The following is a 25,564-nucleotide window of genomic DNA, read 5'->3' on the forward strand; positions in this document are numbered from 1 at the left end:
TAATGACATCTAGGGCTTGAGAAACGAGCATAAAAAATCCGATAAACAATGTTTATCGGATTTTTACATACTCAGAAGATCGTTCAATTGATCTGTAAATAAATGCCTAACTGATCGGTATTAGCACTTAATGCGGCATTTTAATGTTGGTTCGATAACTTTCCGTTAAGCTTTTCAGCAAGCTAAACCCTTCAAGCTAAACCATTCAAGCTATGTCATTTAAGCTTTTTTGCAATCGAGCGTTAACTTTCGCATTTGATGGTTTCTTCACCCAGATGGTAGCTATTATTAACTAACACATAAGTGCCAGAAATAATGGCTGAAGTCGGAATTAAAATCGGGCTTAAAATAATGCCGCTAATTGAATAATAAGAGTTCGACTCTTTAGCGACATCAATGACTTTCAGTACCTTTCTATCTGAAGAAAGTAGACATTGGTGTGAGTGAGCATGATCATCGATAGGAATAACCACACAGCTTGTTGTAAATAGTGCTAAGCATATAACAGCGATTATTTTCTTCATAAACCTTCCTTGCCTTGAACTTCATTTGCTTACTTAAATTGTTAATGTGTTAGTTTGCTATCCGTTAGCATTTAACTTCATTCAACGTGGCTTTGCCCATTATGTCAAATTATCCCAAGATGTAACTTTTTGTTAACAATTGTAGTTTTACCGCAAATAATCGCATATTAGCCGGATCTGACTGCCATAATTGCGCTGTATCTATTAGGCTTGCGCCATTATAAGGATAGTAAGGCCTGTTTGATGAACTTAACCCGTACCGCATTAAAGAATCCAGCCGCGATAATTGTGATCGTGGCATTGGTGATGGTATTTGGTGTACTAAGCGTTTTTAAGCTGCCGATCCAGCTAACGCCAGATATTGAGCAACCGCAAATTTCAATTTTTACCGGTTGGCGTAGTGCCGCGCCGGAAGAAATGGAGTCAGTGATTATAGAGCCGCTGGAAAATGCGGTGAAAAATACCCAAGGTGTAACTAAAGTTACCACCAATATTCAGCGTGGTTTCGGTGGCATTACTTTAACTTTTGATGTTGGCGCCGATATGCAGCGGGCGATGTTAGATGTTATTAATAATTTAAACCAAGCGCCACCCTTGCCATTAGATGCAATCGAGCCCGTGGTTTCTGCTGGTGGCGGCCAAGGCGGCCCGCAAACCGCCTCATTAATGATCAAAACTTTACCCAGTAACCCGAACAAAGATTTAGGCCAATATCAAAAGTTAATTGAAGATGTCGTACGTCCACGTTTTGCTCGTATTCCTGGGCTAGCACAAGTTAATTTAGCCAGCCATCGTCCACGCGAATTACGCATCACCTTTGATCCATTACGTGCTGCATCCCTTGGTTTGAGTATTGGCGATATCACCTCGACGGTTTCTCGCGCTAGCGATGTTTCTGGCGGTGTTGCTGATGTTGGCCGTCGCCAATATACAGTGCGCTTTGCTGGAAAATACAGTGTCGATAACCTTACCGAAATGATTGTCGGTTACAGCGGTAACCGCCCGATTTATTTAAAAGATATAGCTACCGTCGAAAATACCTTAGTCGATCGTTTTGGCTTTAGTTTAAGAAGCGGTCAGCCTGCTTATTATTTCACCTTAACCAGACAAAATGATGCGAATACCGTTGCGCTGATGGACGAGATAAATGTCGCAATTAAAGAGCTTAATGCTGGTGCGATGAAAGATGCTGGCCTGACTATTGATTTAAGTTTTGATTCATCAGTGCACATTCGCAATGCCTTAAAGCTGGTTAAAAGTAATTTGGGCTTAGGTGTGCTGTTGGCGCTGATTATCTTGTGGTTATTTTTACGCGGAATAAAAAATACCCTGATTATTGCCACAACAATTCCTATTTCCCTGATGGTGTCGTTTGTGGCGCTAAGCGTATTTGATCGCAGTTTAAATGTTATCTCGTTAGCGGGCTTAGCGTTTTCAGTGGGGCTAGTACTCGATGCTGCAATTATTGTGCAGGAAAACATTGTTCGAATGAGGTCAATGGGCTTAGACAATGCTAAAGCGGTGATGCGCGGTGCGGTGCAAGTTACCGGCGCTTTATTCGCGTCAACCGCGACTTCGGTTGCGATTTTTCTGCCGATATTATTTATGAAGGGTATTGAAGGTCAGTTATTTTCTGATTTAGCACTAACGCTATCAATTGCGGTTGTCGCCTCATTAATCTCAGCCATTACTGTGCTGCCAATTGCTAGTAAATATTGGCTAAAAGATGCTAAAGAGCATGATCCATTTGATCAATATTGGCAAAACCTAACCAATTTAGTGATGCGTTTAACTAATACCAAAACTAAGCGTTACGCATGGATCAGCGTGTTGATTGGTGGCTCATTAGTGGCAACGGTAACCTTATTACCAAAAACCGATTTTATGCCGCGCGCGCCAATTGATGGCTTCTTCTATGGCTTAAATATGCCGCCAGGCGGTAATGTAGATTTTGTTGAAAATGAAATGGCAAATTTGGTTAAAAAGCGATTAGCGCCGTATTTATCCGGCGAAAAGCAGCCGAAAATCAAAAGCTATAACTTCTATTCGAATGGCTCGGCTAATACCGGCGGTTTTATTTATGCTGATGATCCAACGCGGGTTGAAGAATTAATGAATATCGTTCGCAACGAAATTTTTAGTGGCCTACCTGATACCCAAGCATTTTTATTTAGAGGCTCGATGATCAATGTTTCCGGCGGTGGTAATGGCCGAACTATTGATATTGATATTAATGGTTCTGATATTGAAGTGTTGATGGAAGTTGCGCAAGTCGGTATTGGCGCGATTAATTCGACAATGGCAAATACTACGGCATTTCCTATTCCGAGTTTAAGCCTGTCTGAGCCAGAGCTTAAACTAACCCCGAAAGATCAGCGTATTACACAGGCGGGTTTAACACGTCATGAGGTAGCCAACGCTGTTCGTGCATTTACCAGTGGCTTATTTATTAATGAATACTTTGACGGTAACGACAGAGTCAATGTGATATTGCGCGGCAATAAATGGCAAACGCCAGATGAGTTAGCTGCGCTGCCGATTTACTCGCCGTTTGCAGGTATTCAAACCATAGGCGAACTAACCGAAATTCACCGTACCGCAGGGCCAACTCAATTACGACGTGTTGATGGTAAACGTACGATCAGTATTCAAGTATCGCCACCAGCGGATATGTCGTTGGAAGAAGCATTAGCTATTTTAAACGAAAAAGTCGTGCCGGAAATGACCAAAGCCTTGCCGGGGGACTCATCAATATTGTTAAGCGGTAATGCTAATAAAATGGAGGCGGCGATTAGTGATATGGTGCAAAACTTTGTTCTAGCGTTACTGATTTTATTTCTACTGATGACAGCATTATTTAAGTCAGCCAAAGATAGTTTTATTGTGCTGTTGGTTATGCCTCTAGCGGTTGCCGGTGGCGTAATCGCATTAAATATTTTAAATCTGTTTACCTTCCAGTCTTTAGATTTGTTAACCATGATTGGCTTTATTATTTTACTCGGGCTAGTGGTTAATAACGCGATTTTACTCGTTGATCAAACTCGTCAGGCGCAAGCGGAAGGTTTAGATATTAATCGCGCAGTCGCGCAATCAATTAGAGTAAGAGCACGCCCTGTGTATATGAGTACGCTCACCAGCTTATTTGGTATGTTGCCACTGATGTTAATGCCAGGGGTTGGTAGTGAAATTTACCGCGGCCTTGCCACGGTGATTGTGGGTGGTATGACGGTTAGTGCATTGTTTACCTTAGTATTATTTCCTGCATTATTACGACTTAATGAGCAGGCAAGTTCAGTGATAAGTGGCGATGCAAGTAGCGACAATGTTAAACAGTTAAATCCACAATCTAGATTAAAAGTAAGCAATAGCTAGGAATCAATGACATGAAAATTTTACGCAATAAACACAAAACGCTTGGCTTAGCTTTTATTCTTAGCAACTTGTTAATGTCATGGTCATTACACGCGGCAACGCCACCTGCAAGTTCAGTTCAGGTTGATAAAGTCACATCTATGGTGCTGCTGGCTACTGCTGATTTAATGGGCACGATTCATTCAAAAATGCACGTGCCAGTTACCGCTGGCATTAGTGGACAGGTGAAATGGGTCGCTGAACCCGGTAGCTTTGTGCCAGTGGGTCAGCCACTGGTAAAAATGGATATGTTGCCACTTGAACTGCAACAAGCGGAACAACGCGCTCAAATCAAACGCGCGACGATTAATATGAATTATCTGGCAAATGAGGTCACGCGCATTGAAAAACTGCGTAAAACTAATGCCGCGTCACAGTTTCAGCTTGACCAAACTAAGTCGCAGTTTGAATTGGCTCAAGCTGATCTTGAAATTGCCGAGTTAAAACTTAAGCAAATACAGCAGCAAATTAGCCGCGCGACAGTGTTAGCACCTTATGAAGGCGTGGTTACAGAGCGTTTAGTGCTAGCAGGCACCGAGGTCAATCGCAGTGATGTGCTCAGTAAGTTCTTAGACACTGAACATTTAGAAGCAAGAGTATTTGTACCGATTAAATATTTAGGCTTTTTACGATTGGGTAATGAATTAACCTTAGCCAATGAGCAGCAGCAAATGATTGCGAAAATTACTGCGGTTATTCCTAGTGCCGATCCACGTTCGCAAACCTTTGAGGTGCGAATTGATTTACCTACTCATTTAAATCAACAATGGGCTGCTGGTCAGTTGGTAAAAGTAACGGTACCAGTACAACAATCGAAAGCAACGTTAACTGTCCATCGAGATGCGCTAATTTTGCGTAAAGATGGCACTTATGTGGTGAAAGTGGAAAATGATAATACGGTGAAGCGCTTTGCTGTGACTGTCGGTAAAGGAACAATTGAGCGGGTATCAATAGTTGGTGACTTGCATGATGGTGATTTAGTGGCAATTCGTGGTGCTGAACGTTTACGCGATGGTCAGCAAGTAATTGTTAATTAGCTAAAAGTCTTTTTAAGCGCATAATATCATTATGCTCACAATATCTGGCACTTCAAAAGTAAGTGCCTACTGTGCCATGCTTTTAATGGTTCGCTATTGCAATTGTTGCTTTGTTTACTCATATTTTTACTAAGCTTATGGATAAATTTAGCTTAGGTTTAAGCTTATGATCAACAGCATAAAATTATTGTGTTACATTTAAGCAATACCATTAATAAATAATAACAACAGTTAGAAACGTCTTTTGAAATTGCTCGCCTTTATTAAATATTTTATTCAGTCCGCCAGTTATGGCGTGCTTGCCGCCGTTATTCTTATTTTATTAGTGCCAGAGCTTCGCACTCAGTTAGCCTCATCAAGCTTTATTCAGGGGCAAGAAGAAGAGCAAAAGCCACTATCATATGCCAAAGCGGTCAGTCGGGCCGGGCCTGCTGTTGTTAATATTTACTCTACCGATATCAACACGGCTGCCGGCTATGCCCGTACTGCTAGAAATAATACTCGGTTAGGCTCGGGCGTGATTATGGATGCAGATGGTTATATTCTGACTAACTATCATGTGGTGGAAAATGCTGATTTAGTATCGGTATGGCTACAAAATGGCCAGCGTTATGACGCCGTACTTATTGGTTTTGACGTATATACTGACTTGGCGGTGTTAAAAGTTGATGCCACAAACTTACCAGTGATCCCACAGCGCGAAGATTTAGAATCATTTTCAGGCGATGTAGTACTAGCCATTGGTAACCCACTTAATTTAGGTCAAACCGTTACCCAAGGTATTGTTAGCGCGACCGGTCGCAATGGCCTTAGCAGCACCAACTACTTACAGTTCTTACAAATGGATGCAGCAATTAATGAAGGTAACTCGGGCGGTGCATTAATTAATACCAATGGCGAGTTAGTTGGTATTAACTCACGTAAGTTCACTCAGCGTAATCCTCAGCTTAATGTTCAAGGTATTTTCTTTGCGGTGCCATTTAAGCTAGCCAATAAAATTATGCGCAAAATTATTGAACATGGCCGTGTAGTGCGTGGTTGGTTAGGAATTACTGCGCCGCAAATTACCCCCAATACTAAAGGTTTTGTTATCAGTAGTGTCGCAACCGGTGGCCCTGCCCATGTGGCGGGTTTGCAAGCGGGTGATGTGGTTTATCAAATTAATGATATTCCAATTACCAGCATTGAGCAGGCATTGGATATTGTTGCTGAGACCTTGCCGGGGTCAACGATAAAAGTGAGTTTTTATCGGAACAAGAAAGCAATGATATTGCCTGTAGTGATTGTTGAGCATAATCAAGCAAGGACTGTTGGGTAACTATAGCCAGAGACAATTGATAGCCAGAGATAAGTGATTTTGGAGCTTGTATTGAAGGTAAATTATCTAGATGGTTTCGATAGAACCAGCGTTTTTAAGTAAACAAACTCTTCAAACCACATACATTTAAATATGATAAAAAGGTCATTGCTTGTATTATTATTTTTAATTAAAAGAGTTAAATTTCTTACTTGTAGAAAATAATGAAAATTGTTGGTTTGAAGTTATTTATAATTAGCCTTATCTTTTTTCAAGCGTTTTGCTTAGCAAAGGTAGTCAATAGTCCCCTCCATAGTAACTCCACTAAACTTGAAGTTTGTAGCCTTACTTTAGCGCCACAAACTATGCTTAATGAACATGGTAAGCCCGATGGTTTTGCAGTGAAAATATTGCAAGCTATTGCACCAACACTAGGCTGGCGGTTGAATGTTACTTATTTTCCATGGTCTAGAGTCGTTCATAAATCAAAACTTGGAGAATGTGACATAGTGCTCACTGTGTTAATGCGTTCAGATTATGCTAGCTATATGGTGTTTCCTCAAGAGCCAATTTTGCTGCAAAAAAATGTTGTAGTCGTTCGCTCTGATAGTGATATCACCTTTGACGGTAATATTGTCGACTTCGTAAAATTGCATCCTATTGCTATGTATCGAGACAAAGCGATTGATGATAATTTTTAGAAAATTCGTAATGCCAAGCAGTCAAAAATACAGCTGACTAATAAAACTGAAAATGCACTTCAAATGTTGCTTAGAAGTCGAGTAGACGCAGTGTTTGAAAATGATCTCACCACTATCATGGAAATAAAAAAGTTAAAGGCTGCCGGCAAAGTTAAAATTTTATCTTCGCCATAAAATGTTACTCCTGCTTATATAACCTTCCCGAAAAAAGGGCGTTTAGCTGATAAAAGTAATGAATTTGATCAAGCTATGATCGAATTTAAAAAAACAGATGACTTTAAAGTGCTGCAAACACAGTACCTTAGCTTAGATTTCTTGGCTGATAAGTAAGCTAAACAGCGTTTATGATTCGTTAGCATTTAGTGATGAAGCGCGTTGTATTGGTGTTATTGTTTGTTATCGTCATTCCTGCGAAAGCAGGAATCTCCGTTCATATTACCGTTAATTCAAAGCAAGTAGATTCCGCATCAACTGCGGAATGACATGAAAAAATCAGCAACTAAAAAATATTTAACTTTAAAAAGCGCCAAACAAAATAATAAAATTAAACCATCTGAAATTTTAGACGTCTAAACGTTTAGATGTTGACATAGCCAAACTTTCAAGGCACAGTTGTCTGCTCTGTTATTCGAAGTGAATACTAGGATTTGCTATGCCAATTAAAATTCCCGACCAATTACCCGCGTTATCAATTTTAGGTAATGAGAATATCTTCGTGATGTCAGAACATCGCGCGGCCAATCAAGATATTCGTCCAATGGAAATGGCTATCCTTAATTTAATGCCGAATAAAATTGAAACTGAAGTACAAATTCTGCGGATGCTGTCGAATACGCCACTGCAAATTAATATTGATTTGGTGCGCATTAACGCCAACCCTTCGAAAAATACGCCAACCTCCCATTTAGAGTCGTTTTATCGCCTGTTCGATGATATTAAACATAAGCAATACGATGGCTTAATAATTACTGGTGCGCCGCTTGGCCTGATGGAATATGAAGATGTCATATACTGGGATAAAATTCAGCAAGTATTTGATTGGGCTCAGCAAAATGTCGTATCTACCATGTATTTATGTTGGGCGGCACATGCTGCACTGTATCATCATTACGGCATTGACAAGCAACTACGTAAGAAAAAGCTTTCAGGGGTCTATTTGCATCATTTAACGTTGGAACATGAAAAATTGACTCGTGGCTTTGATGATGAATTTTGGGTACCACATTCGCGCTACGGTGAAGTTACCGTTGAAGATTATCAATCAGTACCAGGTTTAAATGTGCTAGCGCAATCAGATGAGGCGGGTGTGTATTTAGTGGCAAGTGCCGATAAACGTCAGGTCTATGTCACGGGTCACCCAGAGTATGATCCGCAAACCTTAGATGAAGAATATCAACGCGATTTAGCGGCTGACTTGTCTTCAGAGTTAGCGCCAGAGATTCCAGTGAATTATTATCGCGATAATAACCCAGAAAATCCGCCAATTAGTAAATGGCGCAGTCATGGTAGCTTGTTGTTTAACAACTGGATCAACTATTATGTTTACCAAATTACCCCGTACAAACTAGATGCTGAGCATATCAAGACATCTATCACAGGAGACTAACGTGCAGCAGTCAGCATCGTTTAATTTAATTACCCAAGCCCTTAACGAGCGCATCTTAATTTTAGATGGCGCCATGGGCACTATGATCCAAGCGTATAAATTTGAAGAGCAGGATTATCGCGGCGAGCGCTTTGCCGATTGGCACTGTGATGTAAAGGGCAATAATGATTTATTAGTACTTACTCAACCTGAGGTCATTAAAACGATTCATCGCCAATATTTGGCAGCGGGCGCGGACATTTTAGAAACCAACACCTTTAACGCCACTACTATCGCGATGGCTGACTATGATATGCAAGCGCAAAGCGCTGAAATTAACAAAGTTGCTGGGCAATTAGCCCGTGAAGTAGCGGATGAATTTACTGCACAAAACCCCGATAAGCCACGCTTTGTTGCTGGTGTGCTTGGACCAACAAACCGCACATGTTCGATTTCTCCTGATGTTAACGATCCTGCATTTCGTAATGTCACTTTTGATGAATTAAAAGATGCCTATATTGAGTCAACCAAAGCGTTAATTGAAGGTGGCGCTGATATCATCTTAATTGAAACCATTTTCGATACGCTAAATGCTAAAGCGGCCATTTTTGCGGTAGAAACAGTGTTTGATGAGCTGCAACTGCGCTTGCCGGTAATGATTTCTGGCACCATCACTGATGCTTCTGGGCGAACATTATCAGGTCAAACAACTGAAGCGTTTTATAACTCTTTGCGCCACGCAAAACCGATTTCTTTTGGTCTTAACTGTGCGTTAGGACCAGTTGAACTTCGCCAATATGTTGAAGAGTTAAGTCGCATTTCTGACGTTGCGGTTTCAGCACACCCTAATGCCGGTCTACCTAACGCCTTTGGTGAATATGACTTTACCGTTGATGACATGAACGACCATGTTAAAGAGTGGGCACAGTCGGGCTTTTTAAATATTATTGGCGGCTGTTGTGGTACGACACCTGAACATATTAAAGGTATGGCGGACACAGTCGCCAATATTAAGCCGCGTGAAATAGTTAAGCGTGATATCGCTTGTCGATTATCGGGTTTAGAGCCATTAACCATTAACAAAGAAACGCTGTTTGTTAACGTCGGTGAGCGTACTAATGTCACAGGTTCGGCGATTTTTAAACGCCTAATTACCGAAGAAAACTACGACCAAGCAATCGCTGTTGCATTGCAGCAAGTAGAAAACGGCGCGCAAATTATTGATATCAACATGGATGAAGGCATGTTGGACTCAAAAGCGGCGATGATCCGCTTTTTGAACCTAATTGCTGGCGAGCCTGATATCGCCAAAGTGCCAATTATGCTCGACTCATCCAAGTGGGATATTTTAGAAGCTGGCTTAAAGTGCATTCAAGGTAAAGGCGTTGTTAACTCGATAAGCTTAAAAGAAGGCGAAGAGATTTTCCGCCATCAAGCGCAACTACTGAAACGCTATGGCGCGGCTGTGATTGTCATGGCGTTTGATGAAGTAGGGCAAGCCGATACTCGCACTCGTAAATTTGAAATTTGTCAGCGTGCCTATCGCATTCTTGTTGATGAAGTTGGTTTTCCACCGGAAGATATTATTTTTGACCCGAATATTTTCGCCGTCGCTACCGGTATTGATGAGCACAATAACTACGCGGTCGATTTTATTGATGCGGTAAAAGACATTAAAGATAACTTACCTTATGCCATGATTTCTGGCGGTGTATCGAATGTGTCGTTTTCGTTCCGTGGTAATAATCCAGTGCGTGAAGCGATCCATGCGGTGTTTTTATATCATGCCATTAAAAATGGCATGGATATGGGTATAGTTAATGCTGGTCAGTTGGCGATTTATTCTGATATTCCAGAAAAACTGCGCCTAGCGGTGGAAGATGTTATTCAAAACTCTGATGACGGTGCTACTGAGCGTTTATTAGAAGTTGCCGAGGAATATCGTGGTCAAGCCGGTGGCGGGCAATCAAAAGCCGATTTAGCTTGGCGTGAATGGCCGGTGAATAAGCGCCTAGCACATTCGCTGGTCAAAGGTATTAATGAATTTATTGTTGAAGATACTGAAGAGGCTCGCCAAAACGCGACGCGTCCGCTTGATGTTATCGAAGGACCGCTAATGGACGGCATGAACGTGGTCGGCGATTTATTCGGTGCTGGCGAAATGTTCTTACCGCAAGTAGTAAAATCTGCGCGGGTAATGAAGCAAGCGGTGGCTTACTTACAACCTTACATTGAAGCCGAAAAAACTGAAGCGCGCACTAATGGTAAAGTGCTGTTAGCAACCGTGAAAGGCGATGTTCACGATATAGGTAAAAACATTGTCGGTGTGGTGCTGCAATGTAATAACTACGAGATTATCGACCTAGGCGTAATGGTGCCATGTGAAGAAATTTTACGGGTTGCCAAAGAGCAAAATTGCGACATTATCGGGCTTTCAGGTCTTATCACACCATCGCTTGATGAGATGGTACATGTTGCCAAAGAAATGAAGCGTTTAGACTTTAATTTGCCGTTATTAATTGGCGGGGCAACTACGTCAAAAGCCCATACGGCTGTAAAAATAGAGCCGCAATATGATCATCCTGTGGTTTATGTACCGAATGCTTCGCGCTCGGTGTCGGTAGTAAGCGCCTTGTTATCTGACGAGCAACGTCCTGATTTTATTACGCGACAAAATGCTGAATATGAAAAAGTGCGTGAGCGCCATTATAAAAAAGGCCCACGTTCAAGTTTAGTGTCAATTGAAGATGCTCGTGCAAATGCAACGCCGTTAAGTTTTGAACATTACTCACCGGTTAAACCGAAGAAATTAGGCGTAACAGTGTTAAAAGACTTAGATCTAAATGTGGTGCGAAATTATATCGATTGGACGCCATTTTTCATGACTTGGCAGTTATCAGGTAAGTATCCGAAAATTTTAGATCATGAGTTAATCGGCGAAGAAGCCACTAAGTTGTTTAACGATGCTAATGCCATGCTAGATGACGTTATTAATAATAAAAAACTTAGTGCCAGTGCGGTCATCGGTTTATTCCCAGCGTATCGCGAAAATGATGATATTCAACTATTTGCCGATGATGATAAATCACAGCATTTAATGCGTATTCACCAATTACGCCAGCAAACTAAAAAGCCAGAAGGCCAATATAACCGCTGTTTAGCGGATTATGTGGCGACTAAAGATGCAGGCGTTAATGATTATGTGGGTGCCTTTGCGGTATCGGCAGGGTTTGGCGCCGATGAACTAGTTAAAGCCTATGACGCCGAGCACGATACCTACAACAGTATTTTGTTAAAAGCCGTGGCCGATCGCCTAGCTGAAGCCAGCGCCGAATATTTACATGAACAAGTGCGTAAAGAATATTGGGGTTATGCACCGGATGAAGCGTTTGATAATGAGGCGCTGATTCGCGAAAGCTATCAAGGTATTCGTCCGGCACCGGGTTATCCGGCTTGTCCTGAACATACTGAAAAAGGCTTACTTTGGGAGCTACTCGATGTTGAAAACAACATTGGTATGGAGCTTACGTCCAGTTATGCGATGTGGCCGGGCGCTGCGGTTAGCGGTTGGTATTTCGCTCACCCTGATAGTAAGTATTTTGCGGTAGCGAAACTGAAAAAAGATCAGGTGCTGGATTATGCGGCGCGTAAAGGCATGACTATAGAACAAGCCGAGCGTTGGTTGGCTGCTAACTTAGACTACGAACCTGATTAATCGGTTTTTCCTTTGTTATTTGATGAATTCTCGGCGTTAGAAATTCTCACATAGGTTACTATGCTGCGAATTTCTGCCTTGAGCTTTCACCAAATAACTGCGAAAAATCTCGATTAATATTAGATCACGAGCGGGGCAAATAATTGTAATTTGTGTGCATTCTCACAGTATCTTTAATCACCGCTGCCCCGTCATCCCGTTGAATAACGGGATCTCTACACATCATCTTTTATGATTTTATACTTAATATTCGTTCGATTTATTCATCGAGATTCCGGCTTGTGCCGGAATGACGTTGGTAAATATATCGATCTACTGAGATAAAAAGCATCAATCGTTATGTGATGCATGCTTGTGCCGAAATAATGTTGATAAATATTTCGATTAGCTGAACTAAAAGCATTAATAGTTAAACGATGCGCTTTTTCAAGATTAGACCTACGCTCCCAAGCGCGTCATCCCGTTGAACAACGGGATCTTTTCGCGTCTTCTTTTATACTTAATATCCGCTTGATTTATTCATGGCGATTTCGGCTTGCGCCGAAATGACGTTGATAAATATATCGATCTGTTGTGATACTGAAATTTGCTTCGATAACCATGCATTTCTTGCTACTCTACGCGCTATGGCTAAACCTCGTAAAAAACTTCCTGATAAATCCGTTGATATCTTTTGTGCTAAGTGCAATCAGCAGCTATTCCAATACCGCAAAGGTGGGAAAGGGGCATTGGTAAAGTGCTTTAAAGAACGCATCACTAAAGACTTTACTGAAAGCGATTGTATCTGCCCAAATTGTCAACAGGAATTTGCTCGCGAAACGTTAATTCGCGGCGCACCAGCCTACAAAATAATTGGCGGCAAAGTATGGTTTAAATAGTTTGTCACTAAGTCATTAAATCAAATAAAAAAGGAGCTTAATGGCGGGCTATTGAGTGAACTTGGAGCCGTTTTGTTGAAATAACAAAGCGGATTTTTGTTTTCAGTACGAATTTTCTTTATTTTTCAGTGATAAGTGAGCCTCAAGAAAGTGTTCGAACAACTCAAAAGTGTACGATTAGTTAAATATTTCAGTTGGTTACTGAGGTGTTTTAAATAGTGTGGGAATCTTTTACTTTGATTTTCTTGCTTTTATACTTCCAAAAACGAAAAAACACTGATCATCCTAATCAGTGTTTTAATAATCCTGTTCTGTAAATTACGATTGCTTTTTATATTTACGAGAAGCTAATCCCATTAAACTCAAAGCAAAAAGAGCAATTGTAGATGGTTCAGGAACATCTTGAGGATCGACATCTCTAACAATCATTATTGACCAAGGACTAGTTAGAGAACTTGAGTATGCAGTACTAGTAGAATAACTACCGATTGAATAAATATCAATTATACCACCCTCAGGTCCCGACCAAGGCTGACTGTTAAACCTAATATAGCCTGTATCATTTTGTGACCCACCATTATCGAAAAACGAGTGAATCCAAGGATTACCACTAGTATCGCTCCAATTATCCGAGATAGTGTGTTCAGTGTATGAATTCAGTAAATTTATAGCAGCCACATTAGCATTAGAGGCACCAAAATTATTTGAAAAGCCATTTGCATTATAAGTAATGTTATCAGCACCAGCAGTAGAGAATAGTAGTTCTAAGTCACTTTGTGTCGCTAATCTAAATCCTTGTCCTGCAAACACACTATTTTGAAAGAAGTTATCTACAGAGTAACCTTTTGTGTAAGACCAATCGCCCCACTGCATATTATTCACATGATCATGTATCAACAGCCCATCACCACTTGACAACAAATCTTCCTCTGAAAAAATCAAATCGGCATTAGCAAAACCACTGACAGCCAAAGCAAAGCTTGCCACTAAGCCTTTTAAAAATTTATTTTTCATTTGAGTTTTCCTTTTAATCCCTTTCCATCGAGGTTGGAAGGTATTTAATAAAGCTAAAAATAAATACTAATTAGCTATTACGCAAGCACTATGCCAGTTAGGTAAGCTGCAAAAAAAACAGTAAGTTAGTGAGTGGCGGTGATTTAAGTTTTGCACAATTGCAAAATAACCTGACACTAAAATCGGTTACTCAATGCAGGCTAGGTCGATGATTCAATGGATACCTTTATGGGGTTCTAAACCAGTTGTTTCCGTATCTAAGAAGACATATTTCGTCATAATTACCACTCCTATAGCCAATATTATAGGAGATTTTGGCGAGTTTTAAATAACTCATTGAAAAAACACACTAATCGTACATTATTTCAGTTCATTAAGCGGTAAGCTCTAACTTGCACTGAAAATTTATTCATTATTTTTCAACTGCATAAAATAAAAAAGAGCTGCTGTATAAAAATAGTAGCTCCAAGTTGACTCAATAGCCCGGCTTAATGGCTCCTTTTTTATTTAGTATCAGGTGGTCAATTATACTTTGAATTGGGCAATAGTTCGGTCTAACTCTTGGGTAATAGTCCGCTGATTGTTACTGAGTGTTGCCATTTCATGGGTTTGCGCAACAGTGGTGTTAGCTAACTCATTAACGGCAATGGTTTGCTGTGTTATTTCGTCAGACGCTGATGCTTGCTCTCGGGTAGTTGAAGCAGTTTCGTTTGATTGCTCAGTAATTAATGAAATAGCTTGATTGATGTGAATAAGCTTATCATTGACTTGATGGATCAAGCTGACACCTTCATCTGTTTTTCCTTTACCAACATGCATAGCTTTTACTGCATCAGTGGCTGAAGCATGAAGCTGAGCAATGATATTTTCGATATCACCGGTCGATTCCTGCGTGCGGCTTGCTAATGATCTGACCTCATCTGCTACTACAGCAAAACCACGACCTTGCTCGCCGGCGCGAGCAGCTTCAATAGCAGCATTTAACGCTAGCAAATTAGTTTGTTCTGCAATGTTTTTAATCACCTCAAGTACCGAAGTAATTGATTGAGAGTTTGTGTGTAAATCTTCAACGACAGTCGCTGCATTGGCAACCTCTTCAGACAACTCAGTCATTATGTCGGTAGCGTGATTGACTAACTCTTGGCCTTCGGCAGATTCATTGCTCGCTTGCTTTGCATAATCTAAGGCGGTTTGGGCGTTGTCTGATATGCCATGAATGGTTTGAGTCATTTCATTGGCAGTAGTCGCAATTTGTTCGATATAGCCTTTTTGTTGATCAACATTGCCAGTAAATGAGCTGATCAGGTTATTTACGCTATTAGCACCGGTCAATACTTGATTAGTTGTGGTATTGCATTGCGTGATCATGGTTTGAATATTGGTGACAAATTGGTTGAATGAGTTACTTAGTTGTCCGAGTTCATCGTCACGATCTAAATGAATACGTTGCGTTAAGTCACCTTCGCCAGTTGCAATGTCGTCCATTGCCTTGACTATTTTCTTAAGAGGATTAGTCAGTAGCTTTTTGATGGCATAAACCGTAACGCCTGAGGTTAATAACACAATGAATATAACCAAGAAGATTGAAGAAATGATGGTGTTATTTACCGGATCATCAATGACATGTTGCGGCACCATAAAACCAATGCGCCAATCCAATGCCATGGTTTCATCTTCAATTGGACTAACTAGTGCTAAATAATCTTGCCCTTGCCAAGTAACATGGGTAATGATTTCTTGCAGGCCAGTAGTTGCATTCATTAATTGGTTAAAACCTGCAGCATCCTGATACTGACGGTCAACCTCATTGAGCTTAGGCAACTGGCTCATATCAATTTTGCCTTGCTGATCAGGGAATGAAATAATTTGGCCATCGCTAGTGTACAAAAAGCCAAAACCTAACCCTTGAAATTTCATGGTATCAATTAGTCGACTACGTATTTCTGAGGCGAGAATGTCGATACCTAATACACCAAGCAGTTGCTTGTTGTCATAAACTGTTGATTTAATAGAGGTCACAATCGACTTATCATTAGCATCAATTTCTGGCTTAGTAATAAACAACCGATCTTTTTTTAATGCCTCGCCCCACCATGGGCGTTTGCTGGTGTAGTAGTTATCATCATTGTAACGACCATTAATATCGAAGTATTCATGCGTGGCGGCAGGGGCATAAAATACCGATTTGATCATGGGGTCATTGGCCGACTCATGCTTAAAATGTTGCACTAATTTTTGGTAGTCGGCATCGTGATCTATAGCTGAACCTCGCTCAGTATATTGTGAAAACCAGCCGTTGATAAATGGGTTGCCACGCAACGAAGTTACAACTCGTGAGCGTTCGCGGAAAAATTCATGAATTCCGTTGCCTGCGGTTTGTGTCGAAATTCTAATTTCTTGAATTACAGACTGTTCCATTTGGCTGGCGCGTTCATGGGTAATGTAACCAGCTACAAGTATTGCTATTAGTGAAATAATGCCAGCAACAGCTAGCAGTACCTTTCGAATTACAGAGGGGTGGTTTGTCATATGGCACCTAATTGATAACGACTTTTTTGTTATTTGTTTTCTATCAAGCTCCCATTAGTTATCGTCAAACAGCTCAGGTTAGTAATGAATGAATTTTCGAACAAATGTCGATAAAAAGCAGCATCATTCAAAAAAATAACAAGAATGTCGGCGATTGGTCGCGAACAATAAGCTATCGAAATCCCAAAGCATTGTCACTAGAAAAACGCTATAAGTGAAAAAGATTTATCTATTAGCCGAGATTGAGCTTTTCTTGGTTAACTCGTATGATCGCGTTTTTAGCAAAGTGACAGCACTATGTTTACTATAAAATCGTTTACCATTAAATCACCAAAGCAATATACACGCACGCCATGGAAAAACGGTAAAGGTGAAACCATTGAGCTGGCAATCAGTCAAGGTGGTAGCCTTGAAAATTTTGATTGGCGTTTAAGTATTGCTACTGTTTCAGAAGATGGTGTGTTCTCAGACTTTTCTGGGCTGCGTCGTGACTTATTTTTATTAAGTGGTGATGGCATCGTTTTAAATCATAAAACCGCTGATAATCATGAGTTTTCACAAAAACTGGACAATGCCTTAGATGTGGCAACTTTTGATGGTGCTAGTACCACTTATGGTCAACTTATCGGCGGCACTATTACTGATTTTAATTTAATGACGCGTCAAGGTAGCTTCGTGGTAATTACCACCAGTATTACTGCTAAGCAAACTGTGGTGTTACCAGAATCAGGTTTGTGTTTTATTTATCCAACAACAGCTGATGCTTCTTTAGTTGCTATCGATAATGCAGATGATGTTACTGAATTAAAGGCGGGATATTTATTGATTGCTGAGCATGGCCTTGCTGGTTGGCAGCTAAATGCTGATAACGCGATAGTGATTCAGCTAATTGCCACAAAAGATTAGGGCGTGTTGCTCTTTGCTGTTTAATTTTTGTTCGAGATAAAAGCGTTTTAATCGCGGCGTCAGGTGTGACGCCTAGTCATCTAAGCAAACCACCTCACAACCTTTCCCTTTAATAAAAAGAGTAAAACGCTTTTAGCCGAACCTTTCAGGCAGCGTTTGTTGTCATTTCTACTGTGTTAGCACTTTATCATGGGGAATAACCACACTTCAAAAGTGCTGCCGTGTATAAACTTCCAACAAACTGCTGCAAAAACAAACTTGAAAGATCAACACGCCCTAATAGTAAAGTTGAAGTTTTAGTTAGCGTTAAAAGAGGCAACCTTATTTAGGACAGGTCAAGTCGAAATAAAAAAGCCCAGCCGATATCAGCTGGGCTTTTTTATTCGTTGAATAGCGCTATTCAACGTTAGTTAGCATTATTTAAAGTGACGATTAAAGAACTCGGTAATCGCAGTATTTAAATGTACTTGCACTTTCTTGCCACGCATACTGTGCTTGCTGCCAGGGTAGGTCATTAGCTCAAATTGCTTATTTTGATCTTGCATGGCTTTAATTAGCTTGGTGGTGTTGGTGAATAGTACATTGTCATCAGCCATTCCGTGATAGACCATCAAGGATCCTGATAAACCTTCTATGTACGGGAAAACACTACTTTTTTCATAGCCGTCGGCATTTGCTTTGGGATGATTTAAATAACGCTCAGTGTAATGAGTATCATATAACATCCAGTCAGTTACCGGAGCGCCTGAAACCCCTGCTTTAAAGTAATCACCTGCTTTAAACATTGCCATTAATGCCATATAGCCGCCGTAAGAGTGGCCATAAATACCAATGCGTTCTGGATCAACATACGGTAGCGTACGTAAATATTTAACCCCTGATATCTGATCAGCAATTTCAACATTGCCAAGTTCTTGATAAATAGGGAACTCAAAACCCGTACCGCGATAGTTAGAACCACGGTTGTCTAATTGGAAAACAATATAGCCTTGTTGTACTAAATATTGAGTTAAATACTCTTTCGAATTCCACTGATTAGTCACGCGCTGGGCATGAGGGCCGCCATAAACTCGAACAATGACGGGATATTGTTTACTTGGCGCCATATTTTGCGGCTTATATAACTTGTAATATAGCGTTGCTTGCTCATCATCCGAGCGGAACGATCCAAATTCAGGCGTTACCCAGTCAGTTAGATATGGCGTTAACGGGTGATTTTCATCTAACTTGTTTTCTGAAAGCCAAGTTACATGCTCGCCGTTAATAGTATGTAGGCTTACTTGTTTAGGTTGGCTAATACTTGAATAATCATCAATATAGGTTTGACCGTCACTGGCAATAACAACATCGTGATAACCGCTACGTTTGGTTACGCGAACCACGTGCTCTGGTGATTTACCCGTCAACGGCACCTTGTATAAGTGGCGCTCTAATGGCGTATCGGCTCGGCCAGTAAAATATACCCAGCCATTGGTTTCATCAACGCTTTTTAAGCTATCAACAACCCATTGGCCTTTGGTTAATTGGCTGATTAGTTCACCATTATTTTTATAATGATATAAATGTTTAAAGCCATCGCGCTCAGATGCCCAAATAAATGTACCATCATTTAAGAATTTAAGATCGTGATGCAGGTTTACCCAGTGATCTGACGTTTCGGTTAGTAAGGTTTTTTCGCGACGTGACTTAACATTGTAACTATTGAGTTTTAGCGTTTGTTGATCACGGCTTTGCCATTGATAGGTTAGCTGTTCGCTGTCTGGCATCCATTGCACGCGCGGTAGGTAAATGTCTTGTTCATCACCGGTATCAACAAAACGAATACGCTTGGATTTAATATCAACAGTAGCCAGTTGAATTAATACATTGTTGGTGCCAGTGGCGGGATAACGTTGTTCAATTAGCTTTATTTCTTCCGCGTAAATTTCATTGCGGATGGCAACTTGTACTGGCGATTCGTCAACACGTAAAAACGCGATGCGCTTTTCATTTGGAGACCACCAATAACCGGTCATGCGATCCATTTCTTCTTGGGCGACAAATTCAGACATACCATTTTTGATGACACCGCCACCGTCAGTGGTTAATTGGGTTTCTTCGCTAGACTCAATCGCAATCATGTATAGATTTTGGTTGCGGATAAATGAAACAAAATTTCCTTTGGGTGAAAATTTTACATCGGTTTCAAACGCTGGGGTGTTGGTTAAACGCTTCGCTTGTTTTTTTTCTAGGTGGTAGTAATAGATATCACCATTTACCGGAAATAATAATGCTTTGCCGTCATCAGAAAACGTGTACTCCATAATACCCGAGCCATATACACGTTGGCGTTCTCGACGGGCTTTTTCTTCATCCGATAAGTTTTCTGTGCCAGAAAAAATGCTATCAGCATCAACTAACAAACGGTTTTCTTTGCTTGCCAGATTATATTCCCATACATCATAGCGATTTAAATCATCAGTTTTACCTTGCAGGTAAGTAATTCGCTGGCCGTCAGGGGAAAAGGTTAAAGATTTGGGTGTTTGACCACTTAATGATGGCGCACTGTTGATTCGATCAATAGTTAATGTTTCGGCAGAGTTGCTAGTTGATGCCAGCACGCCAGTTAACACTATAGCTGCGCTAAATAAAATCGACTTCATAAAATACCTGTTTACAACATATTAGCTAGATTTGAGTGCATTATTCGATTGTTTGCCCGTTAGACAAGCGAATAACACTGTGGTTTGGCTCAAATAAATTGCTGGGCATCTTAACAAAAATAACCCAGCAAGGTTAGTGCTAAATAGTAAACAGGCTTTTCAGAAAGGAAAAACTAAGTGGTTATATTTACTTAGATTGCATCGAGTGCCTGACTAAGTTTTTTCACCCCGATAACTTCCATGCCCGCAATCGGCGTTTTGGGGACATTGTTGTAGGGCACAATCGCGCGTTTAAAGCCATGTTTTGCCGCTTCATTAATTCGCTCTTGGCCACTGGGTACTGGCCGTATTTCGCCAGATAATCCTACTTCGCCAAACACCACTAAATCTTGTGGTAGTGCTCGATCTCGAAAACTCGATACCAGCGCTAACAATAGGGCTAAGTCAATACTGGTTTCGGCAACTTTTACCCCACCAACTACGTTAACAAATACATCTTGGTCACTCATTTGTAACCCGCCGTGACGGTGTAAAATTGCCAATAACATTGCTAAGCGGTTTTGCTCGGCACCAACAGCAACACGGCGCGGATTACCAAGCGCTGAATGATCAACCAAGGCTTGTATTTCAACGAGTAGTGGCCGAGTACCTTCCCAAAGTACCATGACAATGCTGCCAGGCGTTTGTTCTTCACCACGGCTTAGAAAAATTGCCGACGGGTTTTTCACTTCTTTTAATCCAGTACCTGTCATGCCAAATACGCCCAATTCATTCACCGCACCAAAACGGTTTTTATTACCGCGCAGCGTGCGATAGCGTGAATCGGTTGAACCTTCGAGCATAATGGAACAGTCAATACAGTGCTCTAATACTTTCGGGCCAGCTAAGCTGCCATCTTTGGTAACATGACCCACGAGAATCATGGCGATATGGTGCTGTTTGGCAAATCGGGTTAGGTAGGCGGCACTTTCTCGTACCTGCGAGACACTACCTGGTGCCGATTGAATATCACTCATGTGCATAACCTGAATCGAGTCAACTACCATAATTTTGGGTTTTTCCTGCTCAGCAATATGGCAAATAGTTTCAACACTGGTTTCAGATAATAGTTTTAACTTGTCTGTGGGCTGATTTAAGCGTTTGGCGCGCATTGCCACTTGCTGTAGCGACTCTTCACCCGTGATATAAAGTGCGGGCATATCCTTGGCGAGTTGACACATGGTTTGCAGTAATAGCGTACTTTTGCCTGCGCCTGGTTCACCACCAATTAAAATGGCACTACCGGGCACAATGCCGCCACCTAATACTCGGTCAAACTCAGTAAAGCCAGAAGTAAAACGGGGAAGATCAGTTAAATCAATACTTTCTAAGGTTTGAACTTGGGCGCTAATACTGCCAGCAAAGCCGCTGAAATTGCCGCCACGTCCAGCCTGAGGTTTAGCTTGGCGAAATTCTGATATTGTGTTCCATGCTTTACATTCTGTGCATTGGCCTAGCCAGCGAGTGAAGTCAGCACCACACTCGGTACAAACATAAGAAGTTTTGCTTTTAGCCATGACTTTCCTTCTAGGGCATAAATATTGCTTGCGTTGCAACGAGTTACTAAACAATATGATAGTGTTGATTTTGTGTTAAAAAATTGACGCAAGTTAACCATTTATATATAAATTTTTGAAACTAAATATGGTGATTTTATCCAGCGTAAGATATGGTCAACCATTAGTTTTTCTCTTTGCCATTGTAATAAAAATAGAGCATAAATGACCAAAGATTTTTCTCAATATACTGACATCATTGAGCGCTTTAAAGGGCAAGTGCATCAAAAAGAATTTGAAGCTAACTTTTTGCATGCCACTCAACATTTAGCGAAAACAGATCGCTTTTTATTGAAAATGGAGCTCAAGCGACTATCAACACCGTGTACGCGCTTAATTGATTTGCGTGGTCTAGTTGATGGTGAGTGCCGTGCGTTTGAAGCAGATGAGCGAACTCATTATCTTGATGACGTCGCAATTAAAGTATATCAAGATCAAACAGCCGCTTATGGCGGTTACACCTTTGGCGTTTATGAAGCAGTTAACAATACTGAAAATAACTTTAGGGTCATTTATCAGCGAGAAAAAGCGGGCGAAATAGCACCAAAGATCGAAGCAAAAAATAAGCCTAAAGTGTTGGAAAAATTACAATATCCAGCAAAGTTTTATCAATTTGGCTGTTACTTTAATCGCGCTGAAGAGCGAATGAATTTTGCAATTCCAGTTCATATTACGTTAAGTAATGGCATTGCTATTGAGGCCACTAGTTCTGATATTAGTGTGTCTGGCTGTAAATTTCGCTTTGCTGAACCACAAAATATTGCTGTTGGTGATGTGATTGAAATCGAGTTTACTGGCCTGACACAAGAGTTTCATTTTGGCCATCAAACACGCTTTGAATATACCGTTTGTAACCTTGCTACTGAAGGCAATACTCAGTTCGTTGGTATTAGCCGTATTTATGACAAACCTCAAGATGGCTTTAAGCAATTCCTTGTCGGCTTTATTCAGGGCAATAAACGACGTTATAAAATTAATCTAGATAATACTATTGCGGCGATACAAGCACGAAGTTTAGAGCAATTTGTCCTACCTAAATCGTCAGAACTGCCTATTTTTATTGAAGCAAGAAATGGTGAATATTGGCCGCGCTTTGCGCTTACCGAAAATAATAATCAGGCGTTTTGCCATTATTGGCAAGATGAAAGCAAGCAAAGTACTTTGCATTGTTTAGTCAGTCATGCGCGCGTTGAGCGCTTGTTAAGAGCAAGTAAACTCGGGCGTTCATTGACTGTATATAGCTTTGTTCATCAAAGCCAAGGTAAGTCATATTTCTATACTGCCGATGAAAAGCAGCTAGAACAAGATCGGTCGTTTATGAAACAATTTATTGGCTTTGCTGCAGCTAAGTCATCATTTATGGTGACACAACTTTCATTGCTGCATGTCGATCAAAGCAAGGCTTATTCACCTTTAACCGTGGCAAACTCATTGCCGAAAAAAGATGAATACCTAAATATACCGCCGCCGCCAGAAGTGGTTGCGAGTGTTGCCGGTTTACCGTTTATTGTTGTCGCAACGAATATCACTAACAAAGCAGTTGTTGAGGACTATGGCCAATTAACATTTGATAATATTGATATGACCAAGGTTAAATCGTTCGGCCATAAACGATTAACTACACCTAACATTGTCGACGAGATAGGCATTAATTATCGAAACCAACGCACTGAGCCAAGGTTTGTTTATAAAACGCCTGTTGAAGTTGAGGCGGAAGGGGTTAAATGGACAGGTCACTCTTTAGACTTTTCTATTTCTGGTCTGAAAATTAATTTGGATAAACCGGCAGTATTAAGCAAAGGTGAGATCATCAATATCACCTTCCCTAATCTGCAAAAAATTACCTCTAGCTTTAAGTTGGCTTCATTGCCGTATGAAGTCATGAGGATTAATAAAAGCAAAAAAACGTTAAATTTACGGGTTCACGTTGAAAAGCACCAACATATTGGTCGGGCATTTTTTAAGGTATTGATTGAAAAGAATAAAGAAAAGCTTACCAAAGATGAATATGCCGATATGAACCCAGGCTTATCAAAAGCTTTGCGCTCTATTTATACCAGTGCAATGCGAACGCTGGCGTTATTTGTTCAAGCCAGTGGCAGTCGCTATAAAATTGAAGAGGTTGGCAGTGGCTCAAAAGAACTTCCGATATTAAGCCAAATGCAGGCGTTAAGTGATAGGCCAAATCACTTGAATTTATATCCACTGTTACATAATCAGCAAGCAACAAGCTTGATGAGTAGTACGCTAAAAAAATTAAAGGCTGATCAGACACCAATAACTGACACATTATTCATTTCAATTAAACAGGGATCAGCTTTGATTGATCAGGCAGTTACTACCAAACTAGCCAGTGAATTAGGTTCGCTTAAATTGCGAAAAATGTTTATTAATAATGCACTGAAGAATGGCAGCTTTTACTGTTTTTCTGTCAAAGTCTCTCGTACAGATGAGCCAGATATGGTGCATTTAAATCCAGAGTTAAGCTATATCAGTTCGTATGTTATTCACCGTGGTAAGCAAATAGAACAAGATATCTGGAGTGTTGCTGGTGTTATTCAGTGTCTTGATATCACGCAAGAAGCAATATTACGTCACCAGTTATTGTCATAACGGCTATTTCAATCAAAAGCGGAAATAACCGTTATAGCTTTTATAGATAGGTCGACGAAAAATCTTACGATTATTTTAGCCAGTGTAACAGGCAATCTAGGCCTGAATGGCTAATACTGCTGTCTGCTTTTGCCAGTACTAATGGCTTAGCTTTATAGGCTACCCCTAAATGCGCTGCTGCCATCATTACGAGATCGTTGGCGCCATCACCCATCGCCACTGTCTGCGTGTCATTGATGACATATTGATGCTTGAGTTGCGTTAGCACCTCAGCTTTGACTGTTGCATCGACTACTTTCCCCAACACTTTTCCTGTTAATTGGCCATCGATAATTTCTAGCTCGTTGGCAAATGCGGCATCGAGTGACAGCAATTCTTTTAAATGATCAGCAAAATAAGTAAAACCACCTGAAGCAATAGCGACTTTCCATTGGTGCTGGTGTAAGGTTTTTACTAAGTTGATTAAGCCAGGCATTAACGGAATATCGCTAGCAATAGTGGCTAATATTGATTCTGGAGCGTAGGCAAGTTTTGCTACTCGCTGGTGTAGACTTTGGGTAAAATCGAGTTTGCCTTGCATCGCCAGCTCAGTAACTTCTGCTACTTGCTCACCAACGCCGGCTAACGCGGCAATTTCGTCAATACATTCAATTTCAATGGTGGTGGAGTCCATATCCATCACCAATAACCCTGGCTGGTTTAGCTGTGGTGCTTGTTTAAGTAATGCAGCTTCAATGCTGTGCTCTAAGCTGAAGCTGACTAATTGTTCGCGTGAAAAAGTAAGATCATCACAGCTTACGTCGAAACGGATACTTTGCAATTGGTTACGATCAACAATCGAGTTTATGCTTTGTAAATTAATTTTGCAGCGTGTTACTAACTCAGCAAACTGTGCTGTGGTTATCGAGCTAAAAACTACCAACTCTAGTAAACTTGGTTTTTCCGTTGTTACTGGTGATGTTTCAATGGGGGAAACTGTTAATGTCTCTGGTGAAATACTAATAGCTGCCGGTAGCGAAAGGGGAGAGGCGTTATTAATTTCAGCCCAAGTTTGTTGATTAGACAGGGCGATTAAACGTGCTTCGCTACTCATGTGAATAAAATCTCCTATTTTTTA

The 25,564-nt window shown here is 40.8% G+C and carries 15 protein-coding genes; 9 read left to right on the forward strand and 6 right to left on the reverse strand.

All coding sequences use genetic code 11. The features are described from left to right. Positions 1-242 precede the first annotated feature (242 nt). The gene (locus ACOB82_RS09300) at positions 243-524 is read right to left on the reverse strand and encodes a hypothetical protein (RefSeq protein ID WP_448212709.1); all 282 of its coding nucleotides are present in this window, start codon (positions 522-524) and stop codon (positions 243-245) included. Between the two features lie 243 nt (positions 525-767). On the opposite strand from ACOB82_RS09300, the gene ACOB82_RS09305 reads away from it, so the two are divergent. The 7 genes from ACOB82_RS09305 (at position 768) to ACOB82_RS09335 (ending at position 13,148) form a co-directional block, all read left to right on the forward strand. Continuing rightward, on the forward strand, positions 768-3,896 hold the full coding sequence (locus ACOB82_RS09305) for an efflux RND transporter permease subunit (protein WP_448212710.1): 3,129 nt from the start codon (positions 768-770) through the stop codon (positions 3,894-3,896). 11 nt (positions 3,897-3,907) lie between these two features. Next, positions 3,908-4,972 (forward strand): efflux RND transporter periplasmic adaptor subunit, encoded by a 1,065-nt coding sequence (locus tag ACOB82_RS09310; RefSeq protein ID WP_448212711.1) that lies wholly within the window; start codon positions 3,908-3,910, stop codon positions 4,970-4,972. A 244-nt stretch (positions 4,973-5,216) separates the two neighbouring features. Beyond that, positions 5,217-6,290, forward strand: coding sequence for a trypsin-like peptidase domain-containing protein (locus ACOB82_RS09315; RefSeq protein ID WP_448212712.1), 1,074 nt, complete (start codon positions 5,217-5,219; stop codon positions 6,288-6,290). 203 nt (positions 6,291-6,493) lie between these two features. Next, positions 6,494-6,970 (forward strand): transporter substrate-binding domain-containing protein, encoded by a 477-nt coding sequence (locus ACOB82_RS09320; protein ID WP_448212713.1) that lies wholly within the window; start codon positions 6,494-6,496, stop codon positions 6,968-6,970. A gap of 652 nt (positions 6,971-7,622) precedes the next feature. Then, entirely contained in the window at positions 7,623-8,576 is a 954-nt protein-coding gene (gene metA / locus ACOB82_RS09325) for a homoserine O-succinyltransferase MetA (RefSeq protein ID WP_448212714.1), read from the forward strand. Between the two features lies 1 nt (position 8,577). Further along, the gene (gene metH, locus ACOB82_RS09330) at positions 8,578-12,270 is read left to right on the forward strand and encodes a methionine synthase (protein ID WP_448212715.1); all 3,693 of its coding nucleotides are present in this window, start codon (positions 8,578-8,580) and stop codon (positions 12,268-12,270) included. 626 nt (positions 12,271-12,896) lie between these two features. Beyond that, positions 12,897-13,148, forward strand: coding sequence for a hypothetical protein (locus tag ACOB82_RS09335; RefSeq protein ID WP_448212716.1), 252 nt, complete (start codon positions 12,897-12,899; stop codon positions 13,146-13,148). Positions 13,149-13,466: 318 nt separating this feature from the next. On the opposite strand, the gene ACOB82_RS09340 is transcribed toward ACOB82_RS09335, so the two are convergent. Continuing rightward, positions 13,467-14,162, reverse strand: coding sequence for a PEP-CTERM sorting domain-containing protein (locus ACOB82_RS09340; protein ID WP_448212717.1), 696 nt, complete (start codon positions 14,160-14,162; stop codon positions 13,467-13,469). A gap of 525 nt (positions 14,163-14,687) precedes the next feature. Beyond that, on the reverse strand, positions 14,688-16,691 hold the full coding sequence (locus tag ACOB82_RS09345) for a methyl-accepting chemotaxis protein (RefSeq protein ID WP_448212718.1): 2,004 nt from the start codon (positions 16,689-16,691) through the stop codon (positions 14,688-14,690). 297 nt (positions 16,692-16,988) lie between these two features. Between ACOB82_RS09345 and ACOB82_RS09350 the strand changes: the two genes are divergently transcribed. Next, complete coding sequence (locus ACOB82_RS09350) at positions 16,989-17,597, forward strand: HutD/Ves family protein (RefSeq protein ID WP_448212719.1); 609 nt, start codon at positions 16,989-16,991, stop codon at positions 17,595-17,597. Between the two features lie 416 nt (positions 17,598-18,013). On the opposite strand, the gene ACOB82_RS09355 is transcribed toward ACOB82_RS09350, so the two are convergent. Together ACOB82_RS09355 and radA are read right to left on the reverse strand one after the other, a co-directional pair. Beyond that, the gene (locus ACOB82_RS09355) at positions 18,014-20,239 is read right to left on the reverse strand and encodes a DPP IV N-terminal domain-containing protein (RefSeq protein WP_448212720.1); all 2,226 of its coding nucleotides are present in this window, start codon (positions 20,237-20,239) and stop codon (positions 18,014-18,016) included. 191 nt (positions 20,240-20,430) lie between these two features. Then, positions 20,431-21,795 (reverse strand): DNA repair protein RadA, encoded by a 1,365-nt coding sequence (gene radA, locus ACOB82_RS09360; protein ID WP_448212721.1) that lies wholly within the window; start codon positions 21,793-21,795, stop codon positions 20,431-20,433. A 204-nt stretch (positions 21,796-21,999) separates the two neighbouring features. On the opposite strand from radA, the gene ACOB82_RS09365 reads away from it, so the two are divergent. Further along, a complete protein-coding gene (locus ACOB82_RS09365; protein ID WP_448212722.1) occupies positions 22,000-24,447 on the forward strand; it encodes a PilZ domain-containing protein in 2,448 nt (815 codons plus the stop codon). Between the two features lie 70 nt (positions 24,448-24,517). Here ACOB82_RS09365 and serB read toward each other — a convergent pair whose 3' ends face one another. Next, on the reverse strand, positions 24,518-25,540 hold the full coding sequence (serB, locus tag ACOB82_RS09370; RefSeq protein WP_448212723.1) for a phosphoserine phosphatase SerB: 1,023 nt from the start codon (positions 25,538-25,540) through the stop codon (positions 24,518-24,520). Positions 25,541-25,564: the final 24 nt, after the last annotated feature.

The sequence above is a fragment of the Colwellia sp. MEBiC06753 genome, from assembly GCF_053470325.1.

Bases quoted from the DNA above. Each gene is read 5' to 3' on its own strand.
- ACOB82_RS09300 (WP_448212709.1), bottom strand. From the start codon at position 524: ATGAAGAAAATAATCGCTGTTATATGCTTAGCACTATTTACAACAAGC.
- ACOB82_RS09305 (WP_448212710.1), top strand. From the start codon at position 768: ATGAACTTAACCCGTACCGCATTAAAGAATCCAGCCGCGATAATTGTG.
- ACOB82_RS09310 (WP_448212711.1), top strand. From the start codon at position 3,908: ATGAAAATTTTACGCAATAAACACAAAACGCTTGGCTTAGCTTTTATT.
- ACOB82_RS09320 (WP_448212713.1), top strand. From the start codon at position 6,494: ATGAAAATTGTTGGTTTGAAGTTATTTATAATTAGCCTTATCTTTTTT.
- metA (WP_448212714.1), top strand. From the start codon at position 7,623: ATGCCAATTAAAATTCCCGACCAATTACCCGCGTTATCAATTTTAGGT.
- ACOB82_RS09335 (WP_448212716.1), top strand. From the start codon at position 12,897: ATGGCTAAACCTCGTAAAAAACTTCCTGATAAATCCGTTGATATCTTT.
- ACOB82_RS09340 (WP_448212717.1), bottom strand. From the start codon at position 14,162: ATGAAAAATAAATTTTTAAAAGGCTTAGTGGCAAGCTTTGCTTTGGCT.
- ACOB82_RS09345 (WP_448212718.1), bottom strand. From the start codon at position 16,691: ATGACAAACCACCCCTCTGTAATTCGAAAGGTACTGCTAGCTGTTGCT.
- ACOB82_RS09350 (WP_448212719.1), top strand. From the start codon at position 16,989: ATGTTTACTATAAAATCGTTTACCATTAAATCACCAAAGCAATATACA.
- ACOB82_RS09355 (WP_448212720.1), bottom strand. From the start codon at position 20,239: ATGAAGTCGATTTTATTTAGCGCAGCTATAGTGTTAACTGGCGTGCTG.
- radA (WP_448212721.1), bottom strand. From the start codon at position 21,795: ATGGCTAAAAGCAAAACTTCTTATGTTTGTACCGAGTGTGGTGCTGAC.
- ACOB82_RS09365 (WP_448212722.1), top strand. From the start codon at position 22,000: ATGACCAAAGATTTTTCTCAATATACTGACATCATTGAGCGCTTTAAA.
- serB (WP_448212723.1), bottom strand. From the start codon at position 25,540: ATGAGTAGCGAAGCACGTTTAATCGCCCTGTCTAATCAACAAACTTGG.